12 protein-coding genes are annotated in these 14,920 nt (G+C 67.6%); 8 read left to right on the top strand and 4 right to left on the bottom strand.

Translation table 11 applies throughout. From position 1 onward, the window contains the following. Positions 1-24: 24 nt before the first annotated feature. A complete protein-coding gene (maiA, locus tag AC1VVG_RS14885; RefSeq protein WP_034189260.1) occupies positions 25-669 on the bottom strand; it encodes a maleylacetoacetate isomerase in 645 nt (214 codons plus the stop codon). Between the two features lie 178 nt (positions 670-847). Here maiA and ybiB point away from each other — a divergent pair, with 178 nt between their 5' ends. Then, positions 848-1,822: a DNA-binding protein YbiB gene (ybiB, locus tag AC1VVG_RS14890; RefSeq protein WP_034189259.1), complete on the top strand. Its 975-nt coding sequence runs from the start codon at positions 848-850 to the stop codon at positions 1,820-1,822. A gap of 379 nt (positions 1,823-2,201) precedes the next feature. Continuing rightward, positions 2,202-3,854: a 2-isopropylmalate synthase gene (gene leuA, locus AC1VVG_RS14895; protein ID WP_034189299.1), complete on the top strand. Its 1,653-nt coding sequence runs from the start codon at positions 2,202-2,204 to the stop codon at positions 3,852-3,854. A 142-nt stretch (positions 3,855-3,996) separates the two neighbouring features. Here leuA and AC1VVG_RS14900 read toward each other — a convergent pair whose 3' ends face one another. Continuing rightward, positions 3,997-4,380, bottom strand: a complete 384-nt coding sequence (locus AC1VVG_RS14900; protein WP_034189258.1) for a nuclear transport factor 2 family protein — start codon at positions 4,378-4,380, stop codon at positions 3,997-3,999. Between the two features lie 45 nt (positions 4,381-4,425). Continuing rightward, complete coding sequence (locus tag AC1VVG_RS14905) at positions 4,426-4,995, bottom strand: acyloxyacyl hydrolase (RefSeq protein ID WP_482835803.1); 570 nt, start codon at positions 4,993-4,995, stop codon at positions 4,426-4,428. A gap of 358 nt (positions 4,996-5,353) precedes the next feature. Between AC1VVG_RS14905 and rpoH the strand changes: the two genes are divergently transcribed. The 6 genes from rpoH (at position 5,354) to AC1VVG_RS14935 (ending at position 12,932) form a co-directional block, all read left to right on the top strand. Then, positions 5,354-6,289 (top strand): RNA polymerase sigma factor RpoH, encoded by a 936-nt coding sequence (gene rpoH, locus AC1VVG_RS14910; RefSeq protein ID WP_034189256.1) that lies wholly within the window; start codon positions 5,354-5,356, stop codon positions 6,287-6,289. 404 nt (positions 6,290-6,693) lie between these two features. Then, complete coding sequence (cydP, locus tag AC1VVG_RS14915) at positions 6,694-6,972, top strand: cytochrome oxidase putative small subunit CydP (protein WP_034189255.1); 279 nt, start codon at positions 6,694-6,696, stop codon at positions 6,970-6,972. Next, positions 6,962-8,542: a cytochrome ubiquinol oxidase subunit I gene (locus AC1VVG_RS14920; RefSeq protein ID WP_034189254.1), complete on the top strand. Its 1,581-nt coding sequence runs from the start codon at positions 6,962-6,964 to the stop codon at positions 8,540-8,542. Before cydP ends, AC1VVG_RS14920 begins: the two co-directional genes overlap by 11 nt. Before the next feature lie 31 nt (positions 8,543-8,573). Beyond that, positions 8,574-9,710, top strand: coding sequence for a cytochrome d ubiquinol oxidase subunit II (gene cydB / locus AC1VVG_RS14925; protein WP_034189253.1), 1,137 nt, complete (start codon positions 8,574-8,576; stop codon positions 9,708-9,710). Positions 9,711-9,766: 56 nt separating this feature from the next. Continuing rightward, the gene (gene cydX, locus AC1VVG_RS14930; RefSeq protein WP_175028681.1) at positions 9,767-9,889 is read left to right on the top strand and encodes a cytochrome bd-I oxidase subunit CydX; all 123 of its coding nucleotides are present in this window, start codon (positions 9,767-9,769) and stop codon (positions 9,887-9,889) included. A gap of 559 nt (positions 9,890-10,448) precedes the next feature. Then, positions 10,449-12,932: a family 20 glycosylhydrolase gene (locus AC1VVG_RS14935; protein ID WP_124608963.1), complete on the top strand. Its 2,484-nt coding sequence runs from the start codon at positions 10,449-10,451 to the stop codon at positions 12,930-12,932. A gap of 151 nt (positions 12,933-13,083) precedes the next feature. Here the strand turns inward: AC1VVG_RS14935 and nagE are convergent, their stop codons facing one another. Beyond that, positions 13,084-14,853 carry an N-acetylglucosamine-specific PTS transporter subunit IIBC gene (gene nagE / locus AC1VVG_RS14940; protein WP_482835804.1) on the bottom strand — a complete coding sequence of 590 codons (1,770 nt, stop codon included), beginning with the start codon at positions 14,851-14,853 and terminating at the stop codon, positions 13,084-13,086. Positions 14,854-14,920: the final 67 nt, after the last annotated feature.

Here is a 14,920-nt window from a genome sequence, read left to right on the forward strand (position 1 = left end):
CTCGTCACCGGCGGCGCGGCGCGCTCATTCCGCGTCGGGCTGCGCGCCCGGCTCGGCGGCCTTGAACGCGTCGAGCGCCGCGGCGTGGTCGGCGATCCGCTGGATCGTCGGGAAGCGCGTGGTATCGATCGAGAAGCGGTTCGCGTTGAACACCTGCGGCACGAGGCACACGTCGGCGAGCGTCGGCGTGTCGCCGAAGCACAGCTTGCCGGTGCGCGGATCGCTCGCGAGACGCGTCTCGAGCGTCTCGAAGCCGGCCTCGATCCAGTGCCGGTACCACGCGCTCTTCGCCTCCTCGGGCACCTTCATCGTGTGCTTCAGGTACTTCAGCACGCGCAGGTTGTTCAGCGGATGGATTTCGCACGCGATCTGCAGCGCGATCGCGCGCACGTATGCGCGATCGACCGGCTGCTTCGGCAGCAGCGCGGGCTCGGGATGGATTTCCTCGAGATACTCGATGATCGCGAGCGACTGCTGCAGCGTCGCGTCGCCGTCGACCAGCGTCGGCACGACCGCGTCCGGATTCACTGCGCGGTACGCGTCCTTCAGTTGCTCGCCGCCGTCGCGCAGCATGTGCACGGGAACATAGTCGAACGGCAGCCGCTTCAGGTTCAGGGCAATCCGCACGCGGTACGACGCGGAACTGCGGAAATAGCTGTAGAGCTTCATGGGATGTCTCTGTTGGTCGTATTCGGCCGGCAACGGCACGGGCGCGGCGCAACCGGCGCCCGCACCGCCGGGACCCAGAGTGTAGCGCGGCACGATGCGCGGCCGCGCCCGTGCGATACTCGGGCATTCCTCACCGCTCACCGCGCGGCCCGATGCCGGCCGCCCGCCCCACGCCCCGATGACCGCTTCCCCCGACACCGCCGCCGCTCCGTTCCCTTGCGCTCGCTTCATCAAGGAAATCGGCCGCGGCCCGAACGGCGCGCGCGCGCTGTCCGCCGAGGACACGTTCGCGCTCTACCGCGCGATGCTCGACGCACGCGTGTCGGACGTCGAACTCGGCGCGATCCTGATCGCCTATCGGCTGAAGGGCGAAACCGCCGACGAACTGGCCGCGATGCTCGCCGCCGCGCAGGCGTCGTTCGAGCCCGTGCACGTGCAGGACGCCGCGTTCCGCCCGGTCGCGATCCCGAGCTACAACGGTGCGCGCAAGCAGCCGAACCTCGTGCCGCTGCTCGCGCTGCTGCTCGCGCGCGAAGGCGTACCGGCGCTCGTGCACGGCGTGGAGCGCGATCCCGGTCGCGTGACGAGCGCGGAGATCTTCTCCGCGCTGTCGCTCGCGCCGTCGGCGTCGCACGATGCGATCGAGGACATGCTGGCCGAGCGCCGCGTCGCGTTCGCACCGATCGGCGTCCTGGCGCCGCGCATCGCCCGCCTGCTGTCGATGCGCAGCGTGCTCGGCGTACGCAACTCGACGCACACGCTCGTGAAGATCCTGCAGCCGTTCGCGCCGGCCGGGCTGCGGCTCGTCAACTACACGCATCCGCCGTACCGCGACAGCCTCGCGCAGCTGTTTCGCGATCATCCGGACGCCGCGCTGGGCGGCGCGCTGCTCGCGCGCGGCACCGAGGGCGAAGCCGTCGCCGACACGCGGCGCCAGGTGCAGGTCGACTGGCTGCACGACGGCGTGTGCGACACACTGATCGAGGCCGAGCGTTCGTCGACCGATGCGCCGCCCGTCGCGCTGCCCGAAGCGCGCGATGCGGCGACCACGGCCGCGTGGACGGACGCCGTGCTGCGCGGCGAGGTGCCGGTGCCGGACACGGTGGCGCGGCAGGTCGCGACGATCGTGGAGATCGCGCGCATCGCACGCTGACGACGCGGCCGCGACCGGCCCCTTTGTCCCGACCATTTGACACGCGCCCGCATCCTGGCATAGAGTGACTGCCATGCGTTCCTTTCCGAACACCCTCCGAATTACCTCCGGCCGCCTAGCGCGGCCGCTATCGCTACGACTAGCCTAAGGCTGTCGTAGCGCCGTGTGCTGTCCGCACGGTCCCTCCCAGCAGTTCCTCGCAGTACCCCTCTCGCAGTTTTTACAACCGAAGTCGTCAGCATTCGTCCGTCTATCCGTCGGCCGATTCGCGAAGATCATCCGCATCCGCGGCGCAATGGCGCGCGGCGATGCGAGGCAGCGCCAACCGTCGCTCATGCCGCCCGTCTTCGCTCGCGACTTGAGACCCGAGGTCCAGAAGATGCAGCGCAATCCGCAAGACAAGTACCGTCCGTTCGAACCCGTCCGCCTCAATGGCCGCCGCTGGCCGTCCCGCACCATCGAGCGCGCGCCCGTGTGGATGAGCACCGACCTGCGCGACGGCAACCAGTCGCTGATCGAGCCGATGAGCATCGAGCAGAAGCTCGAATTCTTCGAGATGCTGGTGGCGATCGGGTTCAAGGAGATCGAAGTCGGTTTTCCGTCGGCGTCGCAAACCGACTTCGATTTCGTCCGCAAGCTGATCGACGACCAGCGGATTCCCGACGACGTGACGATCGAGGTGCTCGTGCAGTCGCGCGAGGACCTGATCGCCCGCACGTTCGACGCGCTCGAAGGCGTGCCGCGCGCGATCGTGCACCTGTACAACGCGGTGTGCCCGTCGTTCCGCCGCATCGTGTTCGGGATGTCGAAAAACGACGTGAAGGCGCTCGCGATCGACGGCACGCGCATCATCAAGGCACACGCCGACGCGCGCCCCGACACGCAGTGGACCTTCCAGTACTCGCCGGAAACCTTCAGCATGACCGAGCTGACGTTTGCACGCGAGATCTGCGACGCGGTCGCGCAGACGTGGCGCCCGACCCGCGACCACAAGATGATCGTCAACCTGCCGGCCACCGTCGAAGCCGCGAGCCCGAACGTGTTCGCCGACCAGATCGAATGGATGGACCGCAACCTCGCGTATCGCGACAGCATCGTGCTGTCGGTGCATCCGCACAACGACCGCGGCACCGCGGTGGCGGCGGCCGAACTCGCGCTGCTCGCGGGCGCCGACCGCATCGAGGGCTGCCTGTTCGGCAACGGCGAACGCACCGGCAACGTCGATCTCGTCACGCTCGCGCTGAACCTCTACACACAAGGCATCGACCCGGGCCTCGACTTCTCCGACATCGACGCGGTGCGCCGCGTCGTCGAACGCTGCAACCAGATTCCCGTGCACCCGCGCCACCCGTACGCGGGCGACCTCGTGTTCACCGCGTTCTCGGGCTCGCACCAGGACGCGATCCGCAAGGGTTTCGCGCAGCAACGCCCCGACGCGGTCTGGGAAGTGCCGTACCTGCCGATCGACCCGGCCGACCTCGGCCGCAGCTATGACGCGGTGATCCGCGTGAACAGCCAGTCCGGCAAGGGCGGCGCGACGTTCCTGCTCGAACGCGGGATGGGCTTCACGCCGACGCGGCGCGTGCAGATCGAATTCAGCCACGCGGTGCAGACGCTCGCGGACGCATCCGGCGAGGAAGTGACGGGCGACGCGATCTGCGCGCTGTTCACGCGCGAATTCTTCGAGACCGACGGCCCGGCCGCGCGCCACGGCGGCAGCGCGCGCTGGCAGAACCGCGAGATCGCGGCGGCGCCCGCGGCCGCGACCGAGTCGGCGCCGGAGGACGCCGTGCGACGATTCGCCGCGGCCTTCGCGGCGGCGGCCGGCGCCGCGATCGACGTCGCGTCGTGCGAATCGGTGCGCGCGACGGACGGACGGTTCGCGGTATCGGTCGGCTGCCGGGTCGGCGACGCACCGCTGCGGCACGGCGTCGGCCTGCATGCCGATGCGGCGAGCGCCGCGCTCGACGCGGTCGTCAGTGCGATCAACCGATCGGCGTGGCACTGCACGGACCACCGCGCGGCGGCCTGACGGCCGCGCATCGACCGAGCGTTCAAACGTCAGCGAGCGGAACGACCGCCCGTGCGCCGCGCGATCCGCGCCGCACGGGCCAGCAAAAAGCGGCCCAGAAGGCCGCTCGATTCGGGGGCATGAAAAGGAGCGCGACGCGCGCTCATGTCTCGGTCGCGCACCGCGTCGCCTGCCACGCGAGCAGGCACCAGCGCCCCTGTTCCTCGGTGTGGACGGACGTATAGGCGATCGGGAAGACCAGGCCGCCGTTGTTCGTTTCCATCTCGATCAACGCGCGCCCGGTGACGACGCAGGTTTCGCCGCCGACCGGCAGCACGTCCTGCGACTGGATTTCGATCTGGCGATAGCGGCGGCGGCCGGCGACGATGGCATCGATGAACTGCTGCTTGGTTTCGCGTTTGCCGTTGGTGTGCACGAAGAACACCTTGTCCGACAGCAGCGCGCCGAGCGCCTCGCCGTCCCCGTCCACCATCGCCCGGAACCGATCGCGCTCGAGCGCGCGGATCGCATCGATCACCTTCGCCATCGCCTGACTCCTCGGCAACGCGCCCGCCGTGCGCGGGCGTGCGGATCAGAAGTTGTACTGCACGTAGAACTGGTGGAAATTTATACCAGGATTCGGCTCTTTGATACCCGCGTTAGACACATGTTCAAAACGGTAGCCGACCTGATACTGTTGCCGTTGGCCGAACTGCACGCCGACGCCCCCGGTCGGCGCGAACTGGAACGCGGTCGACAGCGAGAAGTTGTTCGAGATCGTCGGATGGGTCAGGAGCCGGACCCCGCCGCCCGCCTCGATGAACGGGCGAATCTCGCCCGTGCTCTTGATGAAGCGGAACAACGGCGTCACGCCGAATTCGCCGATGCTGCCGTGGACGTTGCCGCCCGTGTGCCAGTATCCGGCGTGCCCTTCGACGACGAACGCGAAGTGCCAGCCGCCGACCTGCCACCAGTTCCAGCCCGGATCCCACACGACGCCCAGGTCGCCCTTGTCGATCCCGCGCCGATCCGAAAACCCGCCGCCCGCCTGGATCCCCCATCGATCCGCGAACGCCGCACACGATCCGCCCAGCAGGGACGCCGCCAGCAACGCATGCAGCGCAAGCCGGCTGCGGGGCCGGCGATTCTTCTTATTGTTCATCTGACACTCCAACTTTTTGGGTTGAATGGAGCCTGCCGCGACGGCCTGGCCCGAGCGAACTGAATGGTATGGTAAAGGACTTTTCGGATCGGCATCACGAAGCGAAATGGCTTGCTTCCAAAACGGCAAAAATCGAAATCGTCTACTGATTACCATCAGAAACAACGGTTTACGGAACTTCGCGTCGCGCCCCGGGTCGCAGATTAGACTATCGATTCGACTTCTTCGATAGAAAAACGGGAACTCGGATGCCCACGTCCGCTCTAAGGATTAGCACTCGTCTTCCGGGAGTGCTAAGATGGCCCACGGAATCTCATTCGAGACCGGGGGTTTGTCCCTGATTCCAAAGGAGTTTTTAGTGAGCAACGCCCTGACCCTCCCGAACACCCTGAGCCCGACGCCGGCCAAGGCCGAATCGGCAGGCTCGCTGGCGCTCGCAGCCCAATCGATGTTGCCCGGCCAGCTCGGCAACATCGACGCGTACATCCAGGCCGTCAACCGCATTCCGCTGCTGACCGCCGAAGAGGAACGCCGGTACGCAACCGAATTCCGCGAGGACAACAACCTCGACTCGGCGCGCCGCCTCGTGCTGTCGCACCTGCGTCTGGTCGTGTCGGTCGCACGCAACTATCTCGGCTACGGCCTGCCGCACGGCGACCTGATCCAGGAAGGCAACATCGGCCTGATGAAGGCGGTGAAGCGTTTCGACCCGGCGCAAAACGTGCGCCTGGTGTCGTACGCGATCCACTGGATCAAGGCCGAGATCCACGAGTACATCCTGCGCAACTGGCGCATGGTGAAGGTCGCGACGACGAAGGCGCAGCGCAAGCTGTTCTTCAACCTGCGCAGCCACAAGAAGTCCATGCAGGCGATGACGCCCGAGGAAATCGACGGTCTCGCGCAGGAACTCAACGTCAAGCGCGAAGACGTGACCGAGATGGAAACGCGCCTGTCGGGCGGCGATATCGCGCTCGAAGGGCAGGTGGAAGACGGCGAGGAATCGTACGCGCCGATCGCCTACCTGGCCGACTCGCACAACGAGCCGACCGCCGTGCTCGCCGCGCGTCAGCGCGACATGCTGCAGACGGACGGCATCGCGCAGGCGCTCGAGGCACTCGACGCGCGCAGCCGCCGCATCATCGAGGCGCGCTGGCTGCACGTCGACGACGACGGCTCGGGCGGCTCGACGCTGCACGATCTCGCCGCCGAATTCGGCGTGTCCGCGGAACGCATCCGCCAGATCGAAGCGAGCGCAATGAAAAAGATGCGCACGGCCCTCGCCGAATACGCGTAAATCCCCGGCGCTCGAGCGCGCCTCGTCGAAAACCGCTGCCCGACCGGCAGCGGTTTTTTTTCGCCCGTCTTTTTCGCGGATTTTCACGCGCTTCCGCATGCGCTTCTCTTCCCGCTTCTCTTCCCGTTTCTCCGCTCGTTTCTCTTCCCGTTTCTCCGCCGATTAATTGAGCTGATTCATCAGGTATTCGGCCATTTGCGGGCCCCTTCCGCATAACCTTGATCTGCCTCAACTTTTGCCCCCCGTTTCGCGACGGTCTGCCGCAGCGCAGCACTCGGCATCGGAAAGCAGTCCTTTTAAAATTGGCATGTCAGGCGCAAAAGGATTAAAACAGCTTCACGGCCGTCATAAATCCGACGTAAAGTCGCCCCAAATCCGACGTAAATCGATTCAGGATAATCACCTTGATCTCGATCAATAAAGAGCCTGCGCCGCCTTCCCCGCGGCCGCCCGGCACGATCGGCTGGCGCGCGCGCATCGCCGCGTGGGCACGCGGACCGACCCTCGCCCGCGACATCACCCTGGTGCTGATCGTCAAGCTGATCCTCCTGATGTCGCTCAAATACGCATTCTTCAATCATCCGCAGGCCGAGCACATGTCGCTTCCGCCTGCCGCCGTCGCCGAGAAGCTGCTCTCGGTACCGGCGCCTGCATCTACCGAGGGAGACCACCATGATAAGTAGCGATGTCGTCGATCTGTCACGTCTGCAGTTCGGCATCACGGCGCTCTACCACTTCCTGTTCGTGCCGCTGACGCTCGGCCTGTCCTGGCTGCTCGTCATCATGGAAGCGGTCTACGTGATGACCGGCAAGCAGGTCTACAAGGACATGACGCAGTTCTGGGGCAAGCTGTTCGGGATCAACTTCGCGATGGGCGTGACGACCGGCATCACGCTCGAATTCCAGTTCGGCACGAACTGGTCGTACTACTCGCACTACGTCGGCGACATCTTCGGCGTGCCGCTCGCGGTCGAGGGGCTGATGGCGTTCTTCCTCGAATCGACGTTCGTCGGCCTGTTCTTCTTCGGCTGGAACCGCCTGTCGAAGGTCAAGCACCTGATCGTCACGTTCCTCGTCGCGCTGGGCTCGAACCTGTCCGCGCTGTGGATCCTCGTCGCGAACGGCTGGATGAACAACCCGGTCGGCGCCGAGTTCAACTACCAGACGATGCGCATGGAGCTGACCAGCCTGTTCGACGTGCTGTTCAACCCGGTCGCGCAGGTGAAGTTCGTGCATACGGTGTCGGCCGGCTACGTGACGGCCGCGATGTTCGTGCTCGGCGTGTCGTCGTGGTACCTGCTGAAGAAGCGCGACGTCGACTTCGCGCTGCGCTCGTTCGCGGTCGCGGCCGGCTTCGGCCTCGCGGCGACGCTGTGCGTGATCGTGCTCGGTGACGAATCGGGCTACACGACCGGCGAAGTGCAGAAGATGAAGCTCGCCGCGATCGAATCCGAATGGGAAACGCAGCCGGCGCCCGCGTCGTTCACGCTGATCGGCATTCCGAACCAGGAAGAACAGCGCACCGACTACGCGATCAAGATCCCGTACGCGCTCGGCCTGATCGCGACGCGCTCGATCGACGAGCCCGTGATCGGCCTGCGCGATCTCGCCAAGCACAGCGAGGAGCACATCCAGAGCGGGATGATCGCGTACGGCGCGCTGCAGAAGCTGAAGGAAGGCGACACGAGCGCGGCCACGCGCGCGTTGTTCGACCAGCACAAGCAGTATCTCGGCTACGGGCTGATGCTCAAGCAGTTCACGCCGAACGTCGTCGATGCGACGCCGGAGCAGATCAAGGCCGCCGCGAAGAAGACGATTCCGCCGGTCGCGCCCGTGTTCTTCTCGTTCCGGATCATGGTGTTCCTCGGCTTCCTGTTCCTCGCGACCTTCGTCGCCGCGTTCTGGTTCTGCGCGCGCCGCGAACTGCTGCAGGACAACCGCCGCTGGTTCCTCCGCTATGCGGTGTGGGCGATCCCGCTGCCGTGGCTGGCCGCGGAATTCGGCTGGGTGGTCGCCGAGCTCGGCCGCCAGCCGTGGACGATCGCGGGCATCCTGCCGACGCACCTGTCCGCGTCGAGCCTGCAGCCGAGCGACCTGTACCTGAGTCTCGCGGGTTTCATCCTGTTCTACACCGTCCTGTTCGTCATCGAGATCACGCTGATGTTCAAGTACGCGCGCCTCGGCCCGTCGTCGCTGCATACCGGCCGTTATCACCACGAACTCGCGGCCGCCAGCGAGCGCGCCCCGGCGTGAGCACGCACCCGAAACGGAACAAGGAATCGCTATGGACTATGCAACTCTCAAGCTGATCTGGTGGCTGCTCGTCGGCGTGCTGCTGATCGGCTTCGCCGTCACCGACGGCTTCGACATGGGCGCGACCGCGCTGCTGCCGTTCCTCGGCAAGACCGACGACGAGCGCCGCATCATCGTCAACACCGTCGGCGCGACCTGGGAAGGCAACCAGGTGTGGCTGATCACGGCGGGCGGCGCGATGTTCGCCGCCTGGCCGCTCGTCTACGCGGCGTCGTTCTCCGGCTTCTACTTCGCGATGCTGCTCGTGCTGTTCGCGCTGTTCTTCCGGCCGGTGGGCTTCGACTACCGCAGCAAGCGGCCCGACCCGCGCTGGCGTGCCGGCTGGGACTGGGGCCTGTTCGTCGGCGGCTTCGTGCCGGCGCTCGTGTTCGGCGTCGCGTTCGGCAACCTGCTGCAGGGCGTGCCGTTCAAGTTCGACAGCGACCTGCGCGTGACCTACTACGGCGGCTTCTGGGCGCTGCTGAACCCGTTCGCGCTGTTGTGCGGGCTCGTCAGCCTCACGATGCTCGTCGCGCACGGCGCCGCGTTCATCAAGATGAAGACCGACGGCGTGATCGCGCGCCGCGCCTCGATCGCGCTGCGCGTGGCGTCGTTGCTCGCGGTCGTGCTGTTCGTGCTGGCCGGCGTGCTGGTCGCGTCGACCATCGGCGGCTTCCACATCACGCATGCCGCGCCGACCGACACCGTCGCGAACCCGCTGCTCAAGGATGTCGCCGCCGGCTCGGGCCTGTGGCTCGCGAACTACGGCGAATTCCCGTGGATGATCGCCGCCCCCGTGGTCGGCATCGCGGGCGGCCTGCTCGCGCTGCTGCTCGCCGGCTCGAAGCAGGAGAAGACGGCCTTCTTCTGCACGGGGCTGATGATCACCGGCGTGATCCTGACCGCGGGCTTCTCGATGTTCCCGTTCATCATGCCGTCGTCGCTCGACCCGCGCAGCAGCCTGACCGTGTGGGATTCGACATCGAGCCACCTGACGCTGCAGGTGATGCTGTTCGCGGTGATCGTGTTCCTGCCGATCATCCTGCTCTACACGAGCTGGGTGTATCGCGTGATGCGCGGCAAGGTCACGCGCCAGACGCTCGAAGAGAACAAGCACTCGATGTATTGAAGAACCGGGCCGGGGCGCGCCGCGCCCTCGCTCATCGTTTCGCAAGGAGTCGGATCATGTGGTATTTCAGCTGGATTCTCGGTATCGGCGTCGCGCTGTCGTTCGGCATCGTCAACGCGATGTGGCTCGAAGCACGGCAGAAGGCGCAGGAAGCACCCGCGCGCACCCGCCGCGACTGATGCCCGCCTGACCCGCGTGCGGCCGATCGCGCCGCCGCCGTCCGGAACGAACCTCGCATCACGCGAGGTTTTTTTTCGTCCCGCCCCCGCCGGACGGGCGCCGTGCGTCGATGCCAATTTAGCGCCAGATTGATACCACTTGAATACCAATAAAAGGTTTCATAAGATCGTTGGACACGGCCGCTGACAGGCCGATTCCTTCTTGGGTGGGGGAGACATGCGAATCCCGTGTGGGGCGCGCGCGCGCGCCGTGTCGACGTCCGCGTGCGGCGGCGGCGCCCGTCGTGCTCGCGCGCGGCGGCCCGAATCCGGCCGGCCGCGCTCGACTCGCCGCCGTGGCAATGGCGGCGCGCCGCCGATGACCCCACGCACACCGCCGCGCCGATCCGATCGGCACGCGTGCCCGCCTCCCGTTCCGTAACGCACGCCCCCGCGTGCAGATTGCGCGTGGTGCGGCCGCATCGCCCCGCGTGCTGGTATCGCCCGCAGCTCCACTGAAAGACCCGATCGCAGCGACGTCGTCCCACGACGCCGCTACGCCCACTTTTTAGGAGTTCGAATGAAAAACATCTTGTCGTCCCTTCTTGCGAGCCTGCCGATCGCGGTGCTGTCGCCGGCCGCGATCGCGGCTCAACCGGCGCCGGCCACCGCCGGCACGACCGTCGGCACCGCGCCAGCCGCCGCGCGAGCGGCCAGTCTCGCGACGCTGCTGTCGAACGGCCTCGCGCTGCGCGTCGCCGTCGACAACAATCACGCGGCCACGGCCGGCGTGCCGTGCGCCGATCTCGGCGCGGACGGCGCGGCCTGCGCGACGGGCCGCCTGATCCTGCAGAACCGTGGCCACCAGGCAATCGCCGACGGCGGCTGGAAGCTCTATCTGCACAGCATCCGCCGGCTGCTGCGGATCGACCGCCCGGGCTTCGCGCTGCGGCGGCTCACCGGCGACCTGTACGAACTGACGCCGCAGCCGGGCTCGGTGCGGCTCGCGCCCGGCGAGCGCATCGAGGTGCCGTTCGTCGCCGAGTACTGGCTGCTGCGCTACAGCGACGTGATTCCGCGCCCGTATGTCGTGGTCGACGGCGCGCCGCCGGTCGTGCTGCGCTACAACGACACCGACGACGAGCTGCGCTACGTCGAATCGCTGCCGGCCGACGCGCAGAACAACTCGACCGGCAATGCACCGCCGGTGGCTGCACGGCCCGACGCGAGCCGCGCGCTGCCGAGCGTGAAACGCGCACAGCCGCTGCCCGGCACGCTCGAGCTGCGCGGCGTCGAACTCGCGCTGCCGGACCTGGCGGACGCGCAGGTCGCGGCACTGCGCGAACGCGCGGCGACACTCGGGCTCGACGGCGCGCGCACGCCGGTTCGCGGCGCCGTCGCGCCGCGCCGGCTGCCGGCCGACATCGCGACGCCGGGCGGTTACCGGCTCGCGATCGGGCCGCGCGGCGTGCTGATCGAAGGCTACGATCGCGCGGGCCTCTACTACGGCGTGCAAACGCTCTACTCGCTCGTGCCGGCCGGCGGCGGCCCGGTCCCGGCGATGCTCGTCGAGGATGCGCCGCGCTTCACGCACCGCGGGATGCACGTCGACCTCGCGCGCAACTTCAAGCACCCGGCGACGCTGCGCCGCCTGATCGACCAGATGAGCGCGTACAAGCTCAACCGCCTGCACCTGCACCTGTCCGACGACGAAGGCTGGCGCATCGAGATTCCCGGCCTGCCGGAGCTGACCGAAATCGGCGGGCGCCGCTGCCACGACCCGGACGAGACGCGCTGCCTGCTGCCGCAGCTCGGCTCGGGCCCCGACAACCGCTCGGGCGGCGGCTACCTGACGCGCGACGACTACGTGGCGCTCGTGCGCTACGCGGCCGCGCACTTCGTGCAGGTCATCCCCGAGATCGACATGCCCGCGCATGCGCGCGCGGCCGTCGTGACGATGGAGGCGCGCTACCGGCGGCTGCATGCGGCCGGCCGGGACCAGGAAGCGAACGCGTACCGGCTGCTCGATCCGCAGGACACGACGAACCTGACGACGGTGCAGTTCTACGACCGGCGCAGCGACCTGAACCCGTGCGTGCCGGGCGCGCTCAATTTCGCGTCGAAGGTAATCCGCGAGATCGCGGCGATGCATGCGGACGCGCAGGCGCCGCTGCGCACCTGGCACTACGGCGGTGACGAAGCGAAGAACATCTTCCTCGGCGGGGGCTTCCAGCCGCTGAACGGCACCGACCCGAACAAGGGGCGTATCGATCTCGCCGCGCAGGACAAGCCGTGGGCGCGCTCGCCCGCGTGCACGGCGCTGCTCCAGCGCGGCGAGATCAAGTCGATCGACGAGCTGCCGACGCGTTTCGCGAAACAGGTGAGCGCGGCCGTCAGCGCGAACGGGATCGACACGATGGCCGCGTGGCAGGACGGCATCAAGCATGCGAACGGGCCGCAGGACTTCAGCACGCGCCACGTGATGGTGTCGCTGTGGGACACGATCTTCTGGGGGGCGTCGGACAGCGCGCGCGACCTGAGCGGCAAGGGCTACCTGACGGTGCTCGCGCTGCCCGACTACCTGTACTTCGACTTCCCGTACACGCTCAACCCGCGCGAGCGCGGCTACTACTGGGGCTCGCACGCGACCGACGAGTACAAGGTGTTCTCGCTCGCGCCGGAGAACCTGCCGCAGAACGCCGAAGTGATGGGCGACCGTGACGGCAACCCGTTCGAGGCGACCGGCACGGGCCCCGCGCCGCGCATCGAAGGCATGCAGGGCCAGGCATGGGGCGAGGTGATGCGCAACGACACCTTCCTCGAATACATGGCCTATCCGCGGCTGCTCGCGCTCGCCGAGCGCGCGTGGCACCGGGCCGACTGGGAGCTGCCGTATGCGGCCGGCGTGCGCTTCAAGCGCGGCGACACGCATCACGTCGACACGGCCGCGCTGCAGCGCGACTGGGCCGGTTTCGCGACGCTGCTCACGCAACGCGAATTGCCGAAGCTCGACCGCGCCGGTGTCGGCTACCGGAAGCCGACCTTCACGCTGACGAATCCGTGACCGGCTGAGCCGTCGGGCGCAGCGCGCGGCAGTCGACTGCCACGCGCCGTCGCCCCGCTCCAACGAAAAACGGCTTGCGACGCATCGCAAGCCGTTTTTCGTTTTACCGCCCGGCCGAACCCGCATCGCGGGTCGGGCCGGTTTCATCGCATCAGGCCGGCTGCGCGGCCGCCCCGCCGGCCGACGGCGGCAGGCGCGCGCCGAGCTGTTCGGCATAACGTGCGGCCGCGTTGCCGCAGACGATGTGGAACGTGTCGAGCGACACCCACGCGACGTCGAGCGCACCGAGGCGATCGCGATCGACCGCCGACGGATCGCGCACGACGACGCGCAGGCGCGTGGTCGCCACCGCATCGAGCGACGCGACGTTGGTCGCGCCGCCGAACACCGCGAGCCAGCGCGTCGGCTCCGGATCGAGCGGGCCGGCGGCCGCGCCCGTGACGGGCTGCGCGGCGGCGGCCGGCGCGGCCGACGCGGCACCGGTCGCGCCGCTGCCGATCGCGGCACGCATTTCGTCGGCGATGATGTCGGCCTCCGGCCCGATGATCACCTGCACGCTGTTGCCGCCGCGCTTGAGCACGCCGCGCGCGCCGATCGACTTCAGTTCAGGTTCCGAGACCTTCTCCGGATCGACGACGGTCAGGCGCAGGCGCGTCGTGCAGGCGTCGACGACCGACAGGTTGCCCGCGCCGCCGAGCGCGGCGATGTAGCGTTGCGCGCGCGATGCGGCGGCCGTCGCGGCGGCGCCCGCAGCCGGCGCGACGAAGCCGCCCGACGCGTACGATTCGGCAGCCGCATCGGCCGATGCCGGCTCGCGGCCCGGCGTGGCCATGTTGAACTTGCGGATGAAGAAGCGGAACAGCCCGTAGTACGCGACGCCGTACGCAATGCCGAGCGGGATCGCGATCCAGCCCTTCGTCGACAGCCCGTAGTTCAGCACGTAGTCGATCGCGCCGGCCGAGAACGTGAAGCCGAGCTTCACGCCGAGAATCTGGCAGATCGCGAGCGACAGCCCCGTCAGGACCGCGTGGATCACGTACAGCACCGGCGCGAGGAACATGAAGCTGAACTCGATCGGCTCGGTCACGCCGGTCAGGAACGACGTCAGCGCCATCGAGAACAGCAGGCCGCCGACCATCGCGCGGCGCTCCTTGGGCGCTTCGTGCAGCATCGCGAGACACGCCGCCGGCAGGCCGAACATCATGATCGGGAAGAAGCCGGCCATGAAGGTGCCCGCGGTCGGGTCGCCCGCGAAGAAGCGGTGCAGGTCGCCGTGCACGATCTCGCCGCCGGCCGGCGGCGTGAAGTTGCCGAACACGAACCACGCCAGCGAGTTGATGATGTGATGCAGGCCCGTGACGAGCAGCAGGCGGTTCAGGAAGCCGAACACGAACGCACCGATCGCGCCCGCCGTCGTCAGCCACTGGCCGGCCGCGTCGATCAGGTGCTGGACCGGCTGCCACACGTACCCGAACACGATGCCGAGCACCACGCACACCAGCCCCGTGATGATCGGCACGAACCGTTTGCCGCCGAAGAACGCGAGGTAGTCCGGCAGCTTGATGTCCTTGTAGCGGTTGTACAGCAGGCCCGCGACGACACCCGCGATGATCCCGGACAGCACGCCCATGTTCAGCTTGGGATCGATGTCCTTCATGATCGCGGTTTCGATCAGGTAGCCGATCGCGCCCGCGAGCGCCGCCACGCCGTTGTTGTCCTTCGCGAACCCGACCGCCACGCCGATCGCGAACAGCAGCGGCAGGTTGTCGAAGATCGCGCCGCCGGCGTCGGCGATCATCTTGATGTTGAACACGTCCGGCTGGCCGAGTCGCAGCAGGATGCCGGCGACCGGCAGTACCGCGATCGGCAGCATCAGTGCCCGGCCCAGGCCCTGTATTTTCAGAAACGGATTCCCGTTCATTCAGTCCTCCAATCCTTGTCTCTTCGTTAATCGTCGTTGCGCTGATTGCTTTCGTCGTCATACGGGC

The organism is Burkholderia sp. L-4, from assembly GCF_056856535.1.

Bases quoted from the DNA above. Each gene is read 5' to 3' on its own strand.
- ybiB (WP_034189259.1), top strand. From the start codon at position 848: ATGACCGCTTCCCCCGACACCGCCGCCGCTCCGTTCCCTTGCGCTCGC.
- maiA (WP_034189260.1), bottom strand. From the start codon at position 669: ATGAAGCTCTACAGCTATTTCCGCAGTTCCGCGTCGTACCGCGTGCGG.
- nagE (WP_482835804.1), bottom strand. From the start codon at position 14,853: ATGAACGGGAATCCGTTTCTGAAAATACAGGGCCTGGGCCGGGCACTG.
- AC1VVG_RS14900 (WP_034189258.1), bottom strand. From the start codon at position 4,380: ATGGCGAAGGTGATCGATGCGATCCGCGCGCTCGAGCGCGATCGGTTC.
- cydX (WP_175028681.1), top strand. From the start codon at position 9,767: ATGTGGTATTTCAGCTGGATTCTCGGTATCGGCGTCGCGCTGTCGTTC.
- AC1VVG_RS14905 (WP_482835803.1), bottom strand. From the start codon at position 4,995: ATGAACAATAAGAAGAATCGCCGGCCCCGCAGCCGGCTTGCGCTGCAT.
- AC1VVG_RS14920 (WP_034189254.1), top strand. From the start codon at position 6,962: ATGATAAGTAGCGATGTCGTCGATCTGTCACGTCTGCAGTTCGGCATC.
- AC1VVG_RS14935 (WP_124608963.1), top strand. From the start codon at position 10,449: ATGAAAAACATCTTGTCGTCCCTTCTTGCGAGCCTGCCGATCGCGGTG.
- leuA (WP_034189299.1), top strand. From the start codon at position 2,202: ATGCAGCGCAATCCGCAAGACAAGTACCGTCCGTTCGAACCCGTCCGC.
- cydB (WP_034189253.1), top strand. From the start codon at position 8,574: ATGGACTATGCAACTCTCAAGCTGATCTGGTGGCTGCTCGTCGGCGTG.